Source organism: Gordonia sp. NPDC058843 (genome assembly GCF_042743165.1).
GTDB lineage: Bacteria > Actinomycetota > Actinomycetes > Mycobacteriales > Mycobacteriaceae > Gordonia.
Window position 1 is genome coordinate 20,717 of record NZ_JBHYNC010000048.1, and the last position, 17,876, is coordinate 38,592.

General features: G+C 67.6%; 16 protein-coding genes. 10 read left to right on the forward strand and 6 right to left on the reverse strand.

Going from position 1 to position 17,876, the window contains the following annotated elements:
• Positions 1–45 precede the first annotated feature (45 nt).
• Complete coding sequence (locus ACFW3F_RS22045) at positions 46–1,263, forward strand: glycerate kinase (protein ID WP_388061236.1); 1,218 nt, start codon at positions 46–48, stop codon at positions 1,261–1,263.
• Positions 1,264–1,369: 106 nt separating this feature from the next.
• Positions 1,370–2,116 (forward strand): hypothetical protein, encoded by a 747-nt coding sequence (locus tag ACFW3F_RS22050; RefSeq protein ID WP_388061238.1) that lies wholly within the window; start codon positions 1,370–1,372, stop codon positions 2,114–2,116.
• An 84-nt stretch (positions 2,117–2,200) separates the two neighbouring features.
• Here the strand turns inward: ACFW3F_RS22050 and ACFW3F_RS22055 are convergent, their stop codons facing one another.
• Positions 2,201–4,036, reverse strand: a complete 1,836-nt coding sequence (locus ACFW3F_RS22055) for an acyl-CoA dehydrogenase (RefSeq protein ID WP_388061240.1) — start codon at positions 4,034–4,036, stop codon at positions 2,201–2,203.
• Between the two features lie 254 nt (positions 4,037–4,290).
• Between ACFW3F_RS22055 and ACFW3F_RS22060 the strand changes: the two genes are divergently transcribed.
• Positions 4,291–4,830: a hypothetical protein gene (locus ACFW3F_RS22060; protein ID WP_388061242.1), complete on the forward strand. Its 540-nt coding sequence runs from the start codon at positions 4,291–4,293 to the stop codon at positions 4,828–4,830.
• 26 nt (positions 4,831–4,856) lie between these two features.
• Here ACFW3F_RS22060 and ACFW3F_RS22065 read toward each other — a convergent pair whose 3' ends face one another.
• Together ACFW3F_RS22065 and ACFW3F_RS22070 are read right to left on the reverse strand one after the other, a co-directional pair.
• The gene (locus ACFW3F_RS22065; RefSeq protein WP_388061244.1) at positions 4,857–5,627 is read right to left on the reverse strand and encodes a deoxyribonuclease IV; all 771 of its coding nucleotides are present in this window, start codon (positions 5,625–5,627) and stop codon (positions 4,857–4,859) included.
• A gap of 96 nt (positions 5,628–5,723) precedes the next feature.
• A complete protein-coding gene (locus ACFW3F_RS22070) occupies positions 5,724–5,939 on the reverse strand; it encodes a hypothetical protein (RefSeq protein WP_004023724.1) in 216 nt (71 codons plus the stop codon).
• A 252-nt stretch (positions 5,940–6,191) separates the two neighbouring features.
• On the opposite strand from ACFW3F_RS22070, the gene ACFW3F_RS22075 reads away from it, so the two are divergent.
• The 3 genes from ACFW3F_RS22075 to ACFW3F_RS22085 all read left to right on the forward strand — a co-directional run bounded on the left by ACFW3F_RS22075 (position 6,192) and on the right by ACFW3F_RS22085 (position 8,687).
• Positions 6,192–7,460, forward strand: a complete 1,269-nt coding sequence (locus ACFW3F_RS22075) for a phosphatase PAP2 family protein (protein ID WP_388061262.1) — start codon at positions 6,192–6,194, stop codon at positions 7,458–7,460.
• Positions 7,461–7,477: 17 nt separating this feature from the next.
• Entirely contained in the window at positions 7,478–7,936 is a 459-nt protein-coding gene (locus ACFW3F_RS22080) for a hypothetical protein (protein ID WP_388061245.1), read from the forward strand.
• Positions 7,937–8,039: 103 nt separating this feature from the next.
• Positions 8,040–8,687 carry a DUF305 domain-containing protein gene (locus tag ACFW3F_RS22085; RefSeq protein WP_388061246.1) on the forward strand — a complete coding sequence of 216 codons (648 nt, stop codon included), beginning with the start codon at positions 8,040–8,042 and terminating at the stop codon, positions 8,685–8,687.
• A gap of 79 nt (positions 8,688–8,766) precedes the next feature.
• On the opposite strand, the gene ACFW3F_RS22090 is transcribed toward ACFW3F_RS22085, so the two are convergent.
• Both ACFW3F_RS22090 and ACFW3F_RS22095 read right to left on the reverse strand, forming a co-directional pair.
• Positions 8,767–9,837 carry a DUF4185 domain-containing protein gene (locus tag ACFW3F_RS22090; protein ID WP_388061248.1) on the reverse strand — a complete coding sequence of 357 codons (1,071 nt, stop codon included), beginning with the start codon at positions 9,835–9,837 and terminating at the stop codon, positions 8,767–8,769.
• Between the two features lie 80 nt (positions 9,838–9,917).
• Complete coding sequence (locus ACFW3F_RS22095; protein WP_388061251.1) at positions 9,918–10,814, reverse strand: PaaI family thioesterase; 897 nt, start codon at positions 10,812–10,814, stop codon at positions 9,918–9,920.
• A 108-nt stretch (positions 10,815–10,922) separates the two neighbouring features.
• Here ACFW3F_RS22095 and ACFW3F_RS22100 point away from each other — a divergent pair, with 108 nt between their 5' ends.
• Positions 10,923–11,510, forward strand: a complete 588-nt coding sequence (locus ACFW3F_RS22100) for an HdeD family acid-resistance protein (RefSeq protein WP_388061253.1) — start codon at positions 10,923–10,925, stop codon at positions 11,508–11,510.
• 428 nt (positions 11,511–11,938) lie between these two features.
• Here ACFW3F_RS22100 and ACFW3F_RS22105 read toward each other — a convergent pair whose 3' ends face one another.
• Positions 11,939–15,811, reverse strand: a complete 3,873-nt coding sequence (locus tag ACFW3F_RS22105; RefSeq protein ID WP_388061255.1) for a Pls/PosA family non-ribosomal peptide synthetase — start codon at positions 15,809–15,811, stop codon at positions 11,939–11,941.
• Between the two features lie 159 nt (positions 15,812–15,970).
• On the opposite strand from ACFW3F_RS22105, the gene ACFW3F_RS22110 reads away from it, so the two are divergent.
• The 3 genes from ACFW3F_RS22110 to ACFW3F_RS22120 all read left to right on the forward strand — a co-directional run bounded on the left by ACFW3F_RS22110 (position 15,971) and on the right by ACFW3F_RS22120 (position 17,702).
• Positions 15,971–16,945 carry an alpha/beta hydrolase gene (locus ACFW3F_RS22110; RefSeq protein WP_388061256.1) on the forward strand — a complete coding sequence of 325 codons (975 nt, stop codon included), beginning with the start codon at positions 15,971–15,973 and terminating at the stop codon, positions 16,943–16,945.
• Between the two features lie 4 nt (positions 16,946–16,949).
• Positions 16,950–17,342, forward strand: a complete 393-nt coding sequence (locus ACFW3F_RS22115; RefSeq protein WP_388061258.1) for a YidH family protein — start codon at positions 16,950–16,952, stop codon at positions 17,340–17,342.
• 78 nt (positions 17,343–17,420) lie between these two features.
• Complete coding sequence (locus tag ACFW3F_RS22120) at positions 17,421–17,702, forward strand: hypothetical protein (protein ID WP_388061260.1); 282 nt, start codon at positions 17,421–17,423, stop codon at positions 17,700–17,702.
• Positions 17,703–17,876 lie beyond the last annotated feature (174 nt).

Here is a 17,876-nt window from a genome sequence, read left to right on the forward strand (position 1 = left end):
CTGCGGGTGCGAGTTCTGCTGTCCCATCGATCAACAGGAGTCCCGATGTCTGTCCGAGTTCCGCAACGAATCCTGGTCGCCCCGAGCGGTTTCAAAGAGAGCCTCGACGCCGTGTCGGTGGCCACCGCCATCGCTGCGGGGGTTCGGCGCACACTCCCGGGGGTGCGGGTCGACATCGCACCCATCGCGGACGGGGGCGAGGGAACGGCACGCATCCTCGCCGCCGCGGGCAACGGTCGGCTCCACGAGCTGACGGTCTGCGGACCCACCGGCGAGCCCGTGCAGTCGCACTGGGCCGAAGTGGGTGTCGGCCGCAACCGGATCGGCGTCGTCGAGATGGCCGCCGCCGCGGGTTTGGCGCTCGTTCCGGCCGGGCAGCGAGATCCCGGCGCCACCACCACCTACGGTGTCGGACAACTGATCGCCGCGGCGCTCGACGCCGGTGTGTCGGCGATTCTCGTCGGCTGTGGGGACTCGGGTACGTGCGACGGCGGGGCCGGCGCGCTACAGGCCCTCGGAGCGCGCGTCCTGGACTGCGACGGCCACGAGATCGGCCGCGGTGGAGACGAACTCGCGCGGGCCGCATCGCTGGACCTCGCCGGTCTGCACCCACGGCTGCGTGAGACGGAGATCGTCGTCGCGGGGAATCCGCACAACGTCCTCACCGGACCGAACGGCGTCGCCCGCGTGTTCGGTCCGCAGAAGGGAGCGACCCCCGCCCAGGTCGATTCGCTGTCGGCCGCGCTCGACGTCTGGGCGGACGTCCTGACACGAGATGGGCTGGCCGACATCGACTATCGTCACGGCGCGGGCTCCGGAGCGTCGGGCGGACTCGGTGCGGGACTGGCGGCAGTCGGCGGAGAACTACGGTCGCGATTCGACGCCCTTCTCGACTCCGGGTTGTCCGGGATCGACCTCGACCATCGGATCGGCAAGGCAGACCTGGTGATCACGGCGGAAGGTTCCATCGACTTCCAGACCCCGCACGGCAAGGTACCGGCCGAGGTCGCCCGCCGCGCCCAGCTGCGCGGTGTCCCCGTTGTCGCGCTGGCGGGTTCGCTCGGACACGGCGCGCCGTCTGTCCACGATGTCGGGATCGGGGCGATCGCATCGATCATCGCGGTACCCATGCCGCTGTCGGAGGCCGTCGCCAACGGCGAGCAACTTCTCGCCGATGCCGCCGAGCGCACGATGCGGATGATCCTGCTCGGCGCTGCGGTGTCCGCTCGAGCGGGACAGCGGAAGCGGAAGAAGGCCGTCTGACCGACGAACTTCGTTTCGACCGATGGACTTCGATCGAAGTCCATCGGTCGAGTTGAGGTTCGCCGGTGCGCTGGACGTATCGCCGCGCACCGGTAGTCTTCGCGGCGTGACCAACGCGCCATATCAGCCGGGGGACCCGCGATTCGGGCCGCAACCACAGCCCGGGCAGTACCCACGGAACGGGGGTTATCCACCGCCGAACCAGTCCTATGGCGCCCCGCCGCCGAATCAGGCGCCCTATGGGGCTCCGCCGTCCTATCAGGGTCAGGTGCCGGGAGGGATGTATCCGCCGGGGCCGCCTTTCCCACCGCCGCCGAAGAAGAAGCGCACCGGTTTGTGGGTCGCGCTGGGTGTGGTGGGGGTGCTGCTGCTGATCGTCATCGTCGGCGGAGTGGCGAGGGTGTTGGTGTCGGCGGCGCAGGGCGGAGGCATCACCGACACCAGTGACGTCGAAGCCGGTGACTGCATCACGGTGTCGGCGGAGCCGGACACACTAAAGGCCAAGGACGTGTCGTGCTCCGACACCGACTTCCACTACGTCGTCGCGGAGAAGTCCATCTCGCAGGGACTCTGCGGACCTCAGTACTCGCGGTATTGGGTCGCGGGTCAGGATGGTGCGCTGTGTCTGGCACCGGTCTATCAGGAGGGGCGTTGCTACTACCTGCCGTCCGCGACCGGTGGTACCGCGCTCGCCGACATCCGTGAGATCAATTGTGGTTCACCGGTTTCGGGTGGAACGAACATCCGCGTCGACGCCAAGGCCGCGGGTGAGCCCGAGTGCTCCGGCTCGGACGGGACCTACTTCGCGGAGAAGCCGCGCCCGGTCGGTTATTGCTTCAGCGTGATCGGGTGATGCGGAGCCGCTGGATCTGGGCGGGAAAGAAGAACTCCCACCGGCGGTCGCCGGTGGGAGTTCTTGTCGAGTACGTCGAGCAGCTCAGAAAGCCGCTTCGTCGAGCTCCATGATGTCGTTGTCGATGTTCTCGACGGTGACGCGGACGGAGGTGAGCAGCGGCAGCATGTTCTTCGCGAAGAAGCTGGCCACGGCGACCTTGCCCTCGTAGAAGGACTTGTCGGCGTCGGACGCCCCGTTGTCCAGGGCGGCGAGAGCGACCTCGGACTGGCGCAGGAGCAGCCATCCGATGAGCAGGTCGCCGACGGCCATCAAGAAACGGACCGAACCGAGGCCGACCTTGTAGAGCTCGGCCGAGTTCTCCTGCGCGGCCATCAGATCGTTGGTCAGCGAGGCGGCCATGGCCTGGACGTCGTCGAGCGCGGTCTTCAGCAGGGCCCGCTCGGTCTTGAGTCGACCGTTGCCCGCCTCGGAGTCGATGAAGCTCTGGATCTGTCCGGCAACGTGCGCGAGGGCCTGACCCTTGTCCCGAATGATCTTGCGGAAGAAGAAGTCCTGGGCCTGGATGGCCGTGGTGCCCTCGTACAGCGAGTCGATCTTGGAGTCCCGGATGTACTGCTCGATCGGGTAGTCCTGGAGGAATCCGGAACCGCCGAGCGTCTGCAGCGACTCGTGGCCCAGGGTGCCGTAGGCGCGCTCGGAGCCGACGCCCTTCACGATCGGGAGCAGCAGATCGTTGACGCGGTGGGCCATCTCGGGCTCGGCGCCGGAGACGATCTTCGCGGCTGCGGTGTCCTGGTGGGATGCGGTGTAGAGGTAGATCGCGCGCAGACCCTCGGCGTAGGCCTTCTGGGTCATCAGCGAACGACGCACGTCGGGGTGATGAGTGATCGACACGCGGGGTGCGGCCTTGTCGGTCATCTGGGTCATGTCCGCGCCCTGGATGCGCTCCTTGGCGTACTCGAGGGCGTTGAGATAACCGGTCGACAGGGTCGAGATGGCCTTGGTGCCCACCATCATTCGAGCGTGCTCGATGACCTCGAACATCTGCGCGATGCCCTTGTGGACGTCGCCGACGAGCCAACCCTTGGCCGGCGTGCCGTGCTGTCCGAAGGTCACCTCGCAGGTGGCCGACGCCTTGATGCCCATCTTGTGCTCGACGTTGGTGACGAAGACGCCGTTGCGCTCGCCGAGTTCGCCGGTCTCGAAGTCGAAGTGGAACTTGGGCACGAAGAACAGCGACAGGCCCTTGGTGCCCGGTCCGGCGCCCTCCGGGCGGGCGAGCACGAGGTGGAAGATGTTCTCGGTCATGTCCTGATCGGCCGAGGTGATGAAGCGCTTCACGCCGTCGATGTGCCAGGAGCCGTCTTCCTGCTCCACGGCCTTGGTGCGTCCGGCGCCCACGTCGGAGCCCGCGTCGGGCTCGGTCAGCACCATGGTGGCGCCCCAGCCGCGCTCGGAGCAGATGGCAGCCCACTTCTTCTGCTCGTCGGTGCCGTTGTTGTAGAAGATGTTCGAGAAGCCTGCGCCGGCGGCGTACATGAACACCGGGGGGTTGGCGCCGAGGATCATCTCGCCGATCGCCCAGTACAGCGAGCGCGGGGCCGGGAGGCCGCCGAGTTCCTCGGCGATGCCGATCTTGTCCCAGCCGCCCTCGACCAGGGCGTTGTAGGACTTCTTGAACGACTCGGGGAGCGTCACGGTGTGCGCGTCGGGATCGAAGACCGGCGGATTGCGGTCGGCATCGACGAAGGACTCGGCGATCGGGCCCTCGGCCAGCGCACGGACCTCGCGCAACATGTCGACGGCGGTCTCGTGGTCGAGGTCACCGAAGTCGCCGGACTCCAGTACCTTGTCGAGCTCGAGCAGTTCGAAGAGGTTGAACTGCAGGTCGCGCATGTTGCTCTTGTAATGGCCCATGGTGATTCCTTGTCTGGTGTGGCCGTCTGCGTTGGCGTCCTCGACCCGGTCCGACCGCTCACGGATGCGTTCGTACCGGCCGGGAGGAGGGGGCTGTATGGTCCGAGCTATGTTACTCGCCGGTAACCCTAGCGTAGACCCATATCCCGACCGGATCAATCGGAAGTTATGTGATCTGCGACCCTGGGAGCTGCAGGGACCACGAGAATCGGCCAACACCGACATAAAGGCCGCAAGTACGGTCCAATGAACGAATGCGCAGATCCCGTTCCACGGCACATCGAGTCGGCACCCTGGTTGCCCTGGGCGCCGTCACCGCGGTTCTCGCCTTGGCCGCCGGTCTGCTGGTGAGTGTCGCCCCAGCTGACGCCGCGCCGAAGCCGACGTGGGACGGCGTGTACTCGCTCAAGAGATTTGCGGCATCCAAGACCGGCACGAGCCTGGCGGCGCGTCAGCGCGAGCCGGACTTCTCCGACAATTACACGTTCACCACCGAGTGCGTCCGCAGCAGGTGCTTTGCCACCGTCGTGGGAGGCCCCAAACCGGCCAATCCGACGCTGCCGCAACCACCGCGATACACCTGGCAGAACGGCTCCTGGGTCCATCGCTACAGCTGGCAGTGGGACTGCTGGCAGGGGGTCGGGGTGCCCAAGGTGTGGCGGCCGGCGCGGTCCGTTGCGACTTACAAGCCGCAGAGCGACGGATCACTGAAGGGTGTGTGGCGGACGACGATCTACGGCGGGCCCTGCCGGGGAACGGTCGTCATGAACGTGGCGGCCTACCCCGTCTCGTGACGCGACAGCTCTCGTGAGCTGACCGGCTACAGCGACTCGCGCAGATAGGCGAGATCGTCGGGGATGCCGTCGCCGGGCGTCTCCAGGATGACCGGAGCGCCTGCCGCCTCGGCGACCGCGACGAGGACCTCGGGGTCGATGTGGCCCGACGCGAGGTTGGCGTGCCGGTCGCGACCGGAGTCGAACTCGTCGCGAGAGTTGTTGAGGTGCACCAGATCGATCCGACCGGTGATCTGGCGGACACGTTCGACGAGCCCTACGAGGTCTTCGCCGCCGGCCCAGGCGTGGCACGTGTCGAGACAGAAGCCCGCCTGATCGAAGTCGCCGACCGCCTCCCACAGGCGGTCGATCGACTCCAGGGTGCGGGCCATCGCGTGGTCGCCGCCCGCGGTGTTCTCGATGAGGATCGGAACGCCGAAGCCGCCCTTGTCGACTTGGCGGTCGAAGAGCTTGCGCCAGTTGGCGAAACCCTCGGCGCTGTCCTCGCCGTCGCGCAGATGTCCGCCGTGGACGACGAGTCCGAAGGCGCCGAGTTCGGCGGCGGCCGTGGCCTGCTGTTCGACGGCCTTGCGCGACGGCATCCGCAACCGGTTGTTCAGGCTGGCGACGTTGATCTGGTAGCTGGAATGCACGACGACGTCGATATCGGACTCTCGGAACTCCGCCGCGCGCGGGTTCGGCTGCGGCTTCTTCCAGCTCTGAGGGTCAGTGACGAACATCTGGAAGACGTCGATCCCGAGCTCGGCGGCCGTGGCCAGCGGGTCGGCGTCCTCGCGAAGATGTGCTCCGATGCGCATGCGACAACGATAGTGGCCGCCACCGACGCCGCGGACAGCCCCGTCGAACTCGGTCAGCGGTGAATCCGGAGTTGCTCGTGCATCCCGCTCGGGCGGCTACTCACCGAGGCACGGCTCGGTCTCGATGGTGATGGGCACCCCGGGTGCGATGAGGAGTCGGCACGGCGCCGCGCTGTCGTGATAGAGGTTCAGCCACTCATGTCCGCGCGTTCCGTCGGCGTACACCGCGTCGAGAGTGCGGTTGAGACGGGCCTCCGCCTCCTTGTTGATGATGTAGCGCTGGTCGCCATAGCGCAGGTAGCGATTGGGCACCGAGACCTCCTTCAGGGGATCGACGCCTCCAGTGTGATCCACAACACCCCGGCGAGCGAGGTGTCCGCGAAAACCGCAGTTGCCGCCGGTGCGCCGCGGCCCCCCATGCAGGAAGTCCTCAAATCCGACATGCCTGGACGTCGGGGTGGCTCGCCAACAAGAGATGGCCATTACACTGACGGCAGGTTAAGTGGGTGGTTGCCCTGCGGGGTGTGACAGGCGGGGTTGTGTCGGGTGAGTGTCGACGAGACGATGGGCGTCCCGCAGCCGGGCAGATCTTCCAAAGGCGATGAGCGCAAGAACACCGAGACGGCCGCCGCCGAGACGTCGAACTCCCCGGTGGACACCGACCGAGACGACACCGATCGCGATGACACCGGTCCGGCGGGGGTATCCCCGGTTCTCGAGGATCTGGCCGCCGCGGCCGAGATGGAGGCCGACCCCGAGAGTCGCCGCGACCTGACGATGGTCCGGCGTATCGCGATCGGCGCGTGGGTCGTGCTGATGGCGGTGCACGTCGCGCTCTACGGCCTGGCCTTCGACCGCACGCGCCTGATCATCCTGATGTGTCTGGGACTCGCGGCCGCCTGCATCGGCCGACGCAAGTTCATCACGATCCTCATCGACTGGGCACCGTTCGCGCTGATCCTCATCCTCTACGACTGGACTCGCGACGTCGCGCGCATCGTCGACATGCCCACCCATTGGCACCTGGCGATCGACTTCGATGCATGGCTGACCGGTGGTGTGAATCCCACGGCGTGGCTGCAGGAGAACCTCAAGCAGGCGAGTCCGCCCTGGTGGGAAGTCATCGTCAGCATCGTCTACATGTCGTACTTCATCATCCCGTACGCGGTCGCGGCGGTGTTGTGGCTGAAGGACCGCGCGGCATGGCGCCGCTACGCGGCGTGCTTCGTGGCGACGACCTTCCTCGCCCTGGTCGGTTACACCCTCGTCCCGGGTGCCCCGCCGTGGGCCGCTGCGCGATGCACCGCGGCCGAGGTGCAGGACTATCCACGCGACCCGATCTGCATGTACTCACCCGAGGCGCAGGAACCCGGCGGGCTGCTCGGGCCGCTGGACAACGAGTACCCGGACGCCAATCCCTACGTCGAGCGCATCTCCGCGCGCGGTTGGGGGTTCCTCAACATCCATGCGGCGTCGAACCTGGTCGAGGTCGGTCAGGGCAAGTCCAACCTGGTGGCCGCGATCCCGTCGCTGCACGCCGGTCTGACGATGCTCCTCGCGCTCTTCATGTGGCCACGCGTGAAGGCTCTGGGTAAAACGCTGTTCATGGGTTACGCCTTCGCCATGGCGTTTGCCCTGGTGTACACCGCCGAGCACTACATCTTCGACATCGTGCTCGGATGGGCGCTGGCCGCGGCGGTGGTGGCGACCTACCTGATCATCGATCGTCGAATACTGATACCGCGGCAACGGAGGCGGGCCGAAGAGGCGGCTGCCGAGTCAGGGGACGATCCCGTCCCCGACGATGCCAGGGCGTCGACGCCGGCGTCCTGAACTCGTACTCTGGCACGGTGAGCCGCCGCCGTAGCACCGGTCGCGGCGTCGTCCTCCGGCGCCGCGGGCTGGTTCTCGTGCTCGCTCTCGCCGTGATGCTGATGCACACGGTGGTGTCGGGCCACGCCGGCTCGCCGGCCTCGGTTGCTTCCCGGCCCGGGCACTCCCAGGCCGGGTCTCCCGGCGGCGACGGCGGGATGTCGCACCACGGCGGCCATTCGGCGCTCACTGCCGCGACGCTGATGTCGGCTCCCGAGATGTCAGCCGCGGACGACTGTGGCGAGCACATGCACGACTGCGTCTTCACCCGTGCGGCGGGCGTCGATCTCCCGGTTGTGGTGCTGGTCCTGCTCGTCTGGGCGCTGGCGGTACTGCCGCGTGTTACCGACACCGTCCGTGGGCGAACCACGATCCTGGGTCGGCCACCACCCTGGGCGATTCCCTCGCATCTGCAATTGCAGGTGATCCGCTGCTGAGGAGACCTCGGCGGACCGCTCGGTCCGCCATGTCGTCGTCCTCTCTCCATCGCCGGCCTGCGTATCGACGCGGCCGGATCTCAGCAGCAAAGGAATTCCACTCATGTACGCACACACCACATCTCGGCGCCGCGTGCGCGCGGCCGCGGGACTCGGATTCGCGGCGTCTGCCGTGCTCGCCCTCGCGGGATGTTCGCCCGACGAGGAGCCGGCCACGACCACCACGGGAGCCTCCCAGCCCGTCTCGTCGGTCTCGGCTTCGGCATCGGCTGATCACAACGAGGCCGATGTGGAGTTCACCTCGACGATGGTCGGGCACCACCGTCAGGCGGTGATGATGGCCGAACTCGTCGAGGGCCGGACCGACAACGCCGAGCTGATCGCGCTCGCGTCATCGATCGAGAAGGCGCAGAACAGCGAGATCACCCAGATGGAAGAACGACTCGAGTCGTGGGGCGTCAGTACCGACGGTCTCGAGGACAGCCACGAGAACATGGGGCATGGTGGTCACTCCGCGATGCCCGGCATGCTCGACCCGGACCAGATGGCCGCCCTGCGTGACGCGCGCGGTACCGAGTTCGACGCGCTGTGGCTCGAGGGCATGATCCGGCACCACGAGGGTGCCATCGCGATGGCCGACGCCGTTCTCGCCGACGGCGTCGACCCTGCGACGAAAGCCCTTGCTCAAGAGGTCAAGCGGACCCAGCAGGCCGAGATCGATCAGATGAAGGGCATGCTCGGCCGGAGCTGAGTGCCCCGGAGACGACGACGGGGCGGTTGCGTCCGAGAACGGACGTGACCGCCCCGACGTGTCGTCGGATCAGGGGAACTCAGCCGCGACGCAGCGGCAACCGCATCAGGTACACCTGGTAGCCGATGGAGACCGAGTAGGTGAAGTAGAGGGTGCTGCCCTTGGACCACGGGTGGATGTAGGGCGCGTACCCCGTGTACGGGTCCACCGAGGGGGCGACGATCTCGCCGGAAGTCCATGGGCCCCAGGGCTTGTCGGCGGTGCGCAGCGTCACGCCCACGTCCTGGCTGGCCAGCGAGATGTACTTGCCGAGGTAATCGTTCCACTGCACCGACATCTCGCCGGTCGGTGCGCCCATCACCGGTGTGGCGGCATCGGGGTTGCTCGGCACCCAACGGCCGTAGGAGAAATACTGCCACTTGCCGAGGTTCTCGATGTCCTTCTCGTCGACGCGTGCGAGATACACTCCGCCCCAACGTCCGTCAGGTGTGCCGTAGTAGTAGACGGTCTTACCCACCTTGAGGAAGGCGCCCATCTGGAACTTCTTGTTGCCGCCGCCGTTGGGGCGGAAGGCATTCACCGAACGCCAGTTCTCCCCGTTGTCGGTGGAGGACACCAGACCGGCCCAGTTGGTGGTCCAGATGCCGGGTGAGTCCCAGCGTTTCACCGACATCACGGTCATGTACTGCTTGCCGTTGGCGGCCACACCCGCGGTCGGGATGATCGTGACCTCGCGGCGGACGTTCGGCTTCAGCAGGCGTTTCGCGTGACCGGGGCGGCCGGCATGCGAGGTGAAAGTCATGCCGTCGTTGAGATGCCTGTCGGTGCTACGGAGTAGGACGTTGGACCGCCAGTAGAACAGTTCGCCGTAGAGCAGGGACCATCCGTTGAACGACTGGGTGTCGCCGAAGGCGGTGAGGATCTCGCCGCGGCCGTTGTCCCACATGACACCGAGATCGGTGCCGACGATGTTGAACCGTCCGATGGTGTCGTTCATCGCGAACGGGCCGGTCAGCCGGTTGACGATGGTCGCCGGGCCGTTGGCGTAGCGAGCGGCGTGGGCGGGTGAGGCGGCGAGGGTGGTCGTCAGTGCCAAGGCGAGCAGCGAGACGACAAAACCCAGGAAAAGCCGTGTGAGGCGCCGTGTCATGGCCGTGACCTTATCAAGACCTGAGAGAGATGTGTGAGGTGCACTACGGTGCTTCGCGGCGCTAAAAAGCTCAGGTGAGCTCAGGCTTCCCGATAGCGCTCCGAGGTGTCCACGGTGGTGAAGTCGATCTGCGCAGCCGCATTGTTCACCGCGGTCACGAGAGCTGTCCCGAACATCCCGTTCTCGTCATAGAGTCCGGCGTTGCTGACCGAGACACCGTCGTCTTCGATGTGGACGTCGGCCTCGACGCCGACCCGCTCACCCGACGGCAGGCGACTCAGGGCGACGGTCAGATCGCAATTGATGAAACCGATGCCGGTGGTGCCCCAGTTCGAGACGAGGCTCGCGGACTCGGCGCTGATCACCGCGCGCTGGAATGGCGTGAGTTTCTCGCCGGCCACGATGGGTGCGGCCCGCGACCACATCCGCTTGCGGTGCCCGTTCTGGTGATTCGCCATGTCCCGCTCCCACTCGCCGACGCTGTCGTCGGCGGCATCGGAGGCGAATCGGGGCGACAGGTCGTCGTCGGAGGCGATCTCGGGCGCTCGGAAGGTGACCGCTGCCGCAGGTCGATGCCACCGCTGTCCGGGCGGATTCGTCGAGGTGCGCAGGAAGACCGTCGTGCCGCGGGCGACGACCACCTCCTCGGCACCATCCGGGTCGGCCCCCTCCGGATGCTGGACCACCTCGACGTCGACGACCCGGATCCGTCCGCCGGAGCGCACCAGGCGGGTCCGCGTCGAGGTGACGATGTCGCGCGCTGCCTTGAACAGGTCGATGGTGCACCGGGCGGGTACGAACTCGTCGTCTCCGAACTCGGTCTCGACCGCCCGCGCGGCGAGGCCGCACACCGCCGGACCGTTGAGGGTCCCGGGTGCCCACAGGCTGGCAGCGAAGGTGGTCGGCCGGTACCGGACCCGGTCGCCGTCGGGCCGGCCGGTTCCGCTGATCGGCTCGAAGAAAGCGATGTTGGTCATCGTTACTTGTTACCCCCCTGTTCACCGACGCCGACCACGACGGTCGGGTTTGTGCCACTCCTGGGTGAATAGTGCGCCGGATTCTCCAGTGCCGGATAACCTCCCACCATGACTTTCGCCACGGTGTACACAAAGCACTTCCCCGACGAACTGGTCGGAGCGGTGCGCACGGCACTCATCATCACGTCGATCGTCGGCATCGTGCTCGGCGTCATCGCGATCGTGTGGCCCGGCCCGACCATCGTCGTCGTCGCGCTGCTGTTCGCGATCTCGCTGATCATCGCCGGAATCTTCCGCATCTACCAGGCCTTCGCGGCGTCGTTCCTGGGTACCGGTGTCCGGGTGATGCTCGGCGTCGTCGGCGCGATCGTGCTGCTGGCCGGTGTGATCGCACTGTTCAGTCCCGGAGACGCCGTGTGGCTGCTCGCGGTGTTCATCGGAATCGGCTGGATCTTCCAGGGCGTCGCCGACCTGTACGCGGCGATCACCAAGTCCGGTCACGCCCCCACCTGGTTCCTGATCCTGTCCGGCATCATCGCCATCATCGCGGGCATCGTGATGATGGTGCTGCCGGCGTTCTCCCTCGAGGTGCTCGCATGGGTCGGCGGCATCATGCTCGTCGCGCTGTCGATCGCCACGCTGCTGACGCTTCCCAAGAAGGTCGAGCAGCCGGTCGCCGGGGACCCCGCGGTCTGAGCCAGAACTACGAAAGAACACGCGTAAGGGTCCACATCTCTGCTCCCCAATCCGAAAGAACCGCGTAACCCCTGCTCCCCAATCCGAAAGAACCGCGTAACCCCTGGTCTCTAATCCGAAAGAACCGCATAACCCCTGGTCCCTGAGGTGCGAGGAGCGCAAGCGACGAGCCTCGAAGGGCCTGGTGAGACACGTTGCGAGACCCTTCGTGGCTCGCTTCGCTCGCACCTCAGGGAGCATGGATTTCGGACACTCACGAGTGTTCTTTCGTGGTCCACGACGGCCGCCAGGCCGCAGATACTGAGGTGCGAGGAGCGCTAGCGACGAGCCTCGAAGGGCTCGGTGAGACACGTTGCGAGACCCTTCGTGGCTCGCTTCGCTCGCACCTCAGGGAGCAGAGCGGGCCAGTGGTTCCGCGTTTCTTTATGTCAGCGCGGCCAGGGAGCGATGGGGTTTCCCTGCCAGCGGGTGTGCGCCGGGACCACGTCGCCGCGCATGACCAGCGACGCGGGTCCGACGGTCGCGGAGTCACCGAGGCCGGATGCGGGCAGGGCGACGCAGTGCGGGCCGAGGGTCGCGCCCGCCCCGAGGCTGACCCGGTCGATCGCCATGACGCGGTCGTGGAACAGGTGTGTCTGCACGACACAACCGCGCTGCACCGTGGCGCCGTCCCCGAGGCTGACGAGGTCGGCCTCGGGTAGCCAGTAGGTCTCGCACCACACCCCGCGGCCGATTTTCGCGCCGAGCATGCGCAACCACAGGTTCAGGATCGGTGTCCCGGTCGCCGCGTTGGCAAACCATGGTGCCGCGACCGTCTCCACGAACGCGTCCGAGAGCTCGTTACGCCACACGAACGAACTCCACAGCGGGTGCTCGCTCACCGTGATGCGGCCGACGACCAGCCACTTGGCCGCGGCCGCGACCACACACGCGATCGCCCCGACGCCCAGCAGGAGCAGGCCGCTCACGGACGCCGCGACGCCGTAGTGGACGTGGACCGAGATGTACTGCAGCGCGAGCAGCAGTCCGATGCCGAGTCCGTAGGAGACCATGACCGGTACCAGGCGCAACGTCTCGATGGACGCGCGCGCCATCTTCAGCGACAGCGGCGGATCGAACGTGCGCGAGGTGTCGATCTCGGCGGCGGTCCGGCGCAGGCGTACCGGCGGGCTCCCGAGCCAGCTCGACCCCGACTTCGCCCGGTCCGGTGTCGCCGACAACACCGCCACGAGACCGTTCTTGGGAACCTTGCGGCCGGGCCCGGTCATGCCCGAGTTGCCGAGGAACGACCTCTTGCCGATCTTCGCCTCGTCGATGTGCAACCAACCGCCGCCGAGTTCGTAGGACGCGACCATCGTGTCGTCGGCGAGGAAGGCGCCGTCACCGATGGTGGTGAACCGGGGGAGCACGAGCGCGGTCGAGATCTCGGTCCCCTCACCGACCTTCGCGCCGAGGATGCGGAACCAGGCCGGGGTCAGCAGGCTCGCGTACAGCGGGAAGAGGTAGGTGCGTGCGGCGTCGAGGAGGCGTTCGGTGATCCAGACCTGCCAGCCGACGCGCGAACGGACCGGGTGGTACCCGGTGTGCAGGCCGATCGAGGCGAGCCGGACCAGCCCGGCGGTGATCGCCGCGAACACGAACAGGCTCGTGATGGTCGCCGCGGGCAACAGGATCAGCGCGCGAATCCCGACGTCACGCAACCGGTCCGCGGTCAGTGCCCACGCGCCGATCACCGCCAGCCCGGACGCGAGCGAGAGCAGCGGGATCGCAGCCAGCCCCAGTGACGACAGTCCGTAGATCGGCACCCACCACGTCGCTCGCGGGGGTCGGTGATCGGGCCAGGGATGTTCTGCCTTCCCGATCTTGGCCGCGGGCGACCCGGCCCAGTGTTGCCTGGCCTTGACCCGGCCGAACACCGCGGACCCCGGGGCGACGACCGCGTCGCGACCGACGACCGCGCCCGGGGTGAGCGTCGACCGCGCACCGATCGAGGCCCCGCGCTTGATGGCGATCTCACCGATGTGGACGTCGTCGCCGTCGATCCACCACCCGGAGATGTCGACCTCGGGTTCGACGGACGCGCCGTCGCCGACGGTGAGCAGCCCGGTCACCGGTGGGATGGTGTGCAGGTCGACGCCGCGACCGATCGTCGCGCCGAGAGCCCGTGCGAGATAGATCATCCACGGCGCCCCGGACAGGTTCGCGGCACCGCTGGCGTCGAGGAGCCGTTCGGCCACCCACAACCGCACGTGCACGCTCCCGCCCCGCGGGTACACGCCCGGAGAGACGCCGGCGAGCAGGACGCGCGCGCCGAGTGCGGCGATGGACATGCGTCCGGGCGGGGTGATGAAGACGAGGAACGCCGCCAGCAGGACCCACCAGTTGATCTCGACCAGCCATTCGACCGTGCGGTCCATCCGGTCGGCGACGAGCAACCCCACGTTGTTCGCCACGCCGAGCCACGTCGCCCACTGCAGGCCGGTCAGGGTGGTGAGCGGAACGGTGAGGGCGAGCTGCGCCAGCCCGGCCGAGCGTGGGGTCGGCTCGATGTGGCGTTCGTCGACGCTCGTCGTCGGGCGGCGGGCGTCGAGCATGTCGGCCATCGAGCCCAGACGCGGATGGTCGTAGAGGTCGGCAACCGAGATGTCGGGGTACCGTTCGCGCACCGCGGTCACGAGTTGTGCCGCGGCCAGGGAGCCGCCGCCCTCGGCGAAGAAATCGACGTCCGGGCTGGAGACGGTCATTCCGAGGACATCGGTCCACAGCTGTGCCAGCCACAGCTCGGTCTCGCTGAGTTCTACATCGTCATCCACTGGTCTGCTGCTGCCCGGCAGAGGCCAGGGCAGCGCATCACGATCAACCTTTCCCGAAGTGCGCGTGGGCAATTCGTCGACGAGGGCAAGAGTGGGAACCATCGCGGCGGGCAGTTGCCGTCGAAGCTCGGCGTGCGCCTCGGCGACGTCGAAGCCGGGATCGGCCGACACGAGGTAGCCGACCAGCAGACTGTTGCCCGCCGCGGACTTACGGACCGCGGCCGCGGCCCCGCTCACGCCCGGGAGGTTCTGCAGGGCATTGTCGATCTCCCCGAGTTCGATACGCCGGCCGCCGACCTTCACCTGGTCGTCGGCGCGGCCCATGAACAGCAGGCCCGCGGTGTCCAGGCGCACCAGATCGCCACTGCGATAAGCGCGTTCCCAACCGAGGGTCGGCATCGGCGCGTACTTCTCGGCATCCTTCGCGGGATCGAGGTATCGGGCCAGGCCGACCCCGCCGATCACCAGCTCGCCGACCTCGCCCTCGGCCACCGGCTGCTCCTGGGCGTCGACGACCGCGAGATCCCAGCCGCGCAAGGGTAATCCGATGCGTACCGGTCCGTCCCCGCCCAGCAGTGCGGCGCAGGCGACGACGGTCGCCTCGGTCGGGCCGTAGGTGTTCCACACCTCGCGACCGGGGACGGCGAGTCGATCGGCCAGCTCGGGCGGGCACGCCTCGCCGCCGAAGATCAACAGCCGCACCGCTTCCAGCGCCTCCGGCGGCCACAGCGAGGCCAGCGTGGGAACCGTTGACACAACGGTGATGTCGCGCGCCACCAGCCACGGTCCGAGATCCATGCCGCTGCGCACCAGCGAGCGCGGCGCGGGCACCAGGCACGCGCCGTTGCGCCATGCGAGCCACATCTCCTCGCACGAGGCGTCGAAGGCGACCGACAGCCCGGCCAGCACACGGTCACGGGGACCGATCGGGTTGTCCTGGAGGAACATGCCCGCCTCGGCGTCGACGAAGGCCGCGGCGTTGCGGTGGGTGACCGCTACGCCCTTGGGCTTACCGGTGGAACCGGAGGTGAAGATGATCCACGCGTCGTCGCCGGGTGTCGGGCGGGCGGGCGGGAGTGCAGTGGACCTCGACTCCGCAGATCTCGTCGATCGAGGTCCGTCCGCGTCGATGATGGCGTCGACGCCGGCCTCGCCGAAGACGAGTTCGGCGCGTTCGTCCGGGTCGTCGGCGTCCACGGGAACGTACGCGGCGCCGGCGTAGAGCGTCGCCAGGATCGCGACGTAGAGGTCTCGCGATCCCGAGGGCATCCGGATACCGACCCGGCTGCCGTGCCCGACGCCGACCTCGCCCAGGCGCGCGACGGTCCGTCGGACCACGGCGAGCAGCTGGCCGTAGGTGAGGGTCATCTCGCCGTCGTCGATGGCGGCGGCTTCTGGGTGTGCACGAGCGGTGTCGGTGAGCACGTCGCAGAGGGTGCGAGGGGGGTCTGCCTGCGCAGACAGCAGGAACTGGGGTGGAATCGGCACCTAAACGGCACCTGCTGGGCACATCCGCGATCTGGTCACGAGTCCGAGAATATAGCCGACGAAGGTGACCGTACGACCTCGACACAGTGAACGGCGACCCCGACGAACGTACTGAAACGGACGGCTTCGGGGTGTAGTTTCGGGCGCAGGAGGAATTTGATGCCCATCGTTCACCACCGTCGGCCGAGCCTACGGTCGTTCCCCATGTGGCTCGGTGCGCGTGCGCTCCTGAAGCCGACCCTGGCGTTGTGGCCGGTCAACAGGCAGGGGCTCGCGGGACTGTTCCTCATCGACCGGATCATGGCGATCGGACCCAAGCCCCGCGGCGTGGTCCGCGAGCAACTCGTCCTCGCCGGGCGGCCCGCCGAGCTGATCATGCCGGTCGGACCGTCACGTCGGGACAGCGACACCGCGATGCTCTACCTGCACGGCGGGGCGTTCGTGGTCTGCGGGCTCGGCACGCACCGGTCGATCGCTGCTCGCCTGGCGCGGGCCTGTGAGGTTCCGGTGTTCTCGCTCGAGTACCGCCAGCTGCCGAAGGCCGGTGTCGGCACCTCCGTCGTGGACGCCATCGACGCCTACGTCGAGCTGATCAACGAGCGCGGCTTCCGGCGGGTGATCGTCGCCGGTGACTCGGCCGGCGGTTTCCTGGCCGCCAAGGTGGTCGAAGCTGCTGTGGCCCGCGGGCTGCCGACGCCGACCGCGCTGATCGGTTTCTCACCGCTCCTCGACATGGATCTGGGTATCCACCCGGACCGTTCCAGTCGATCCGACGCCTATCTGCCCAAGTCCAAGATGGCCCGGCTGGCGCCACAGTTCGACCAGGGCCCCATCCCGTTGACCGGAGTGCGTCGTATCGCCGATGCCGATCTCACCTCGTTTCCGCCGACTGTCCTGGTCTCGGCCGAGGGGGAGATGCTCGAGCCCGACGTCATCGATCTCGTCGAATTGCTCGACGCTGCGGGAGTTACGGCTGTGGCGCACATCTATGCATGGCAGGTGCACGCCTTCCCGGTGTTGAGCGCGCGTCACCCGGAGACCCTGGACGCGGTCGAGGTGACCGCTGCCTTCGCCGCCGAAGCGATCCGAGAGGGCAAGGCCACTGACGAGCGAACGGACAAGCGGGCCGGTTGACGGGGTGAGTGCCGCAGACCCGGCGAACCCGGGCGGGTCGTACGCCGACGAGTTGGAGACCCGACCGACGGGCGCCGTGGACGCACGGTTCACCCTCGCCGCCGAGCGCACCCTGCTCGCGTGGGTTCGGACCGCGCTCGGCTTCATCGCGGCCGGTATCGCCGTCGTCTACCTGTCGCCCGACGAGGCCACTCCGCTGCTCGACATCGTGTTGGGCGTCCTGATGGTCGGACTGGGTGCCGTGCTGGCGGTTCTCGGCGCCTGGCGGTGGCGGCGGACGTCGAAGGCTCTGGTCACCGGTGGCGAGATGCCGGGGCCGCAGCAGGTCATCCTCGTGGTCGCTGCGATAGTGGTGGTGGCCGTCCTCGTCGCGGTGGTCATGGTGATCCAGTCCTGACCTGCGTTCACCGGGCCCCACCACGGGCCCTTCGCCGGCCGGCCGCGACAACAGCAGTCCACAGTGCAGGAGATCCTCGTGAGTACCGGTCCCGACTTCTCGCGGAGCGCGCAGACGTTCTCGATGACGCTGACCATCGTCGGCGCGACCATCCTCATCTTCTGTATCGGCTGGCTGACCGTCGGCTGGTGGCAGGAGGGCCGGTGGTTCTGGGTGGCCGTCGGGATCGCCGTCGTGGTCGTCAACATCGTGCTGATCGCCATGCAGCTCCGGCGCCGCCTCGGTGAGCGGGTCAAGGACACCGACGATCGTCCCCGTCGGCGCGGCTTGATCGACAACTTCGACGACCTCGACGACTGAGCCGCGCGGCCTACTTCTGCTCCCTGAGGAGCGCCCGGAGCGTGCGGGGCGGGCGTTCACTTCTGCTCCCTGATCCGACAGAACCGCATAACCCCTGGTCCCTGAGGTGCGAGGAGCGCAAGCCGCCGGGCCGAGCAAGCGACGAAGGAGCGCGTCGAGGTCGACGAGCCTCGA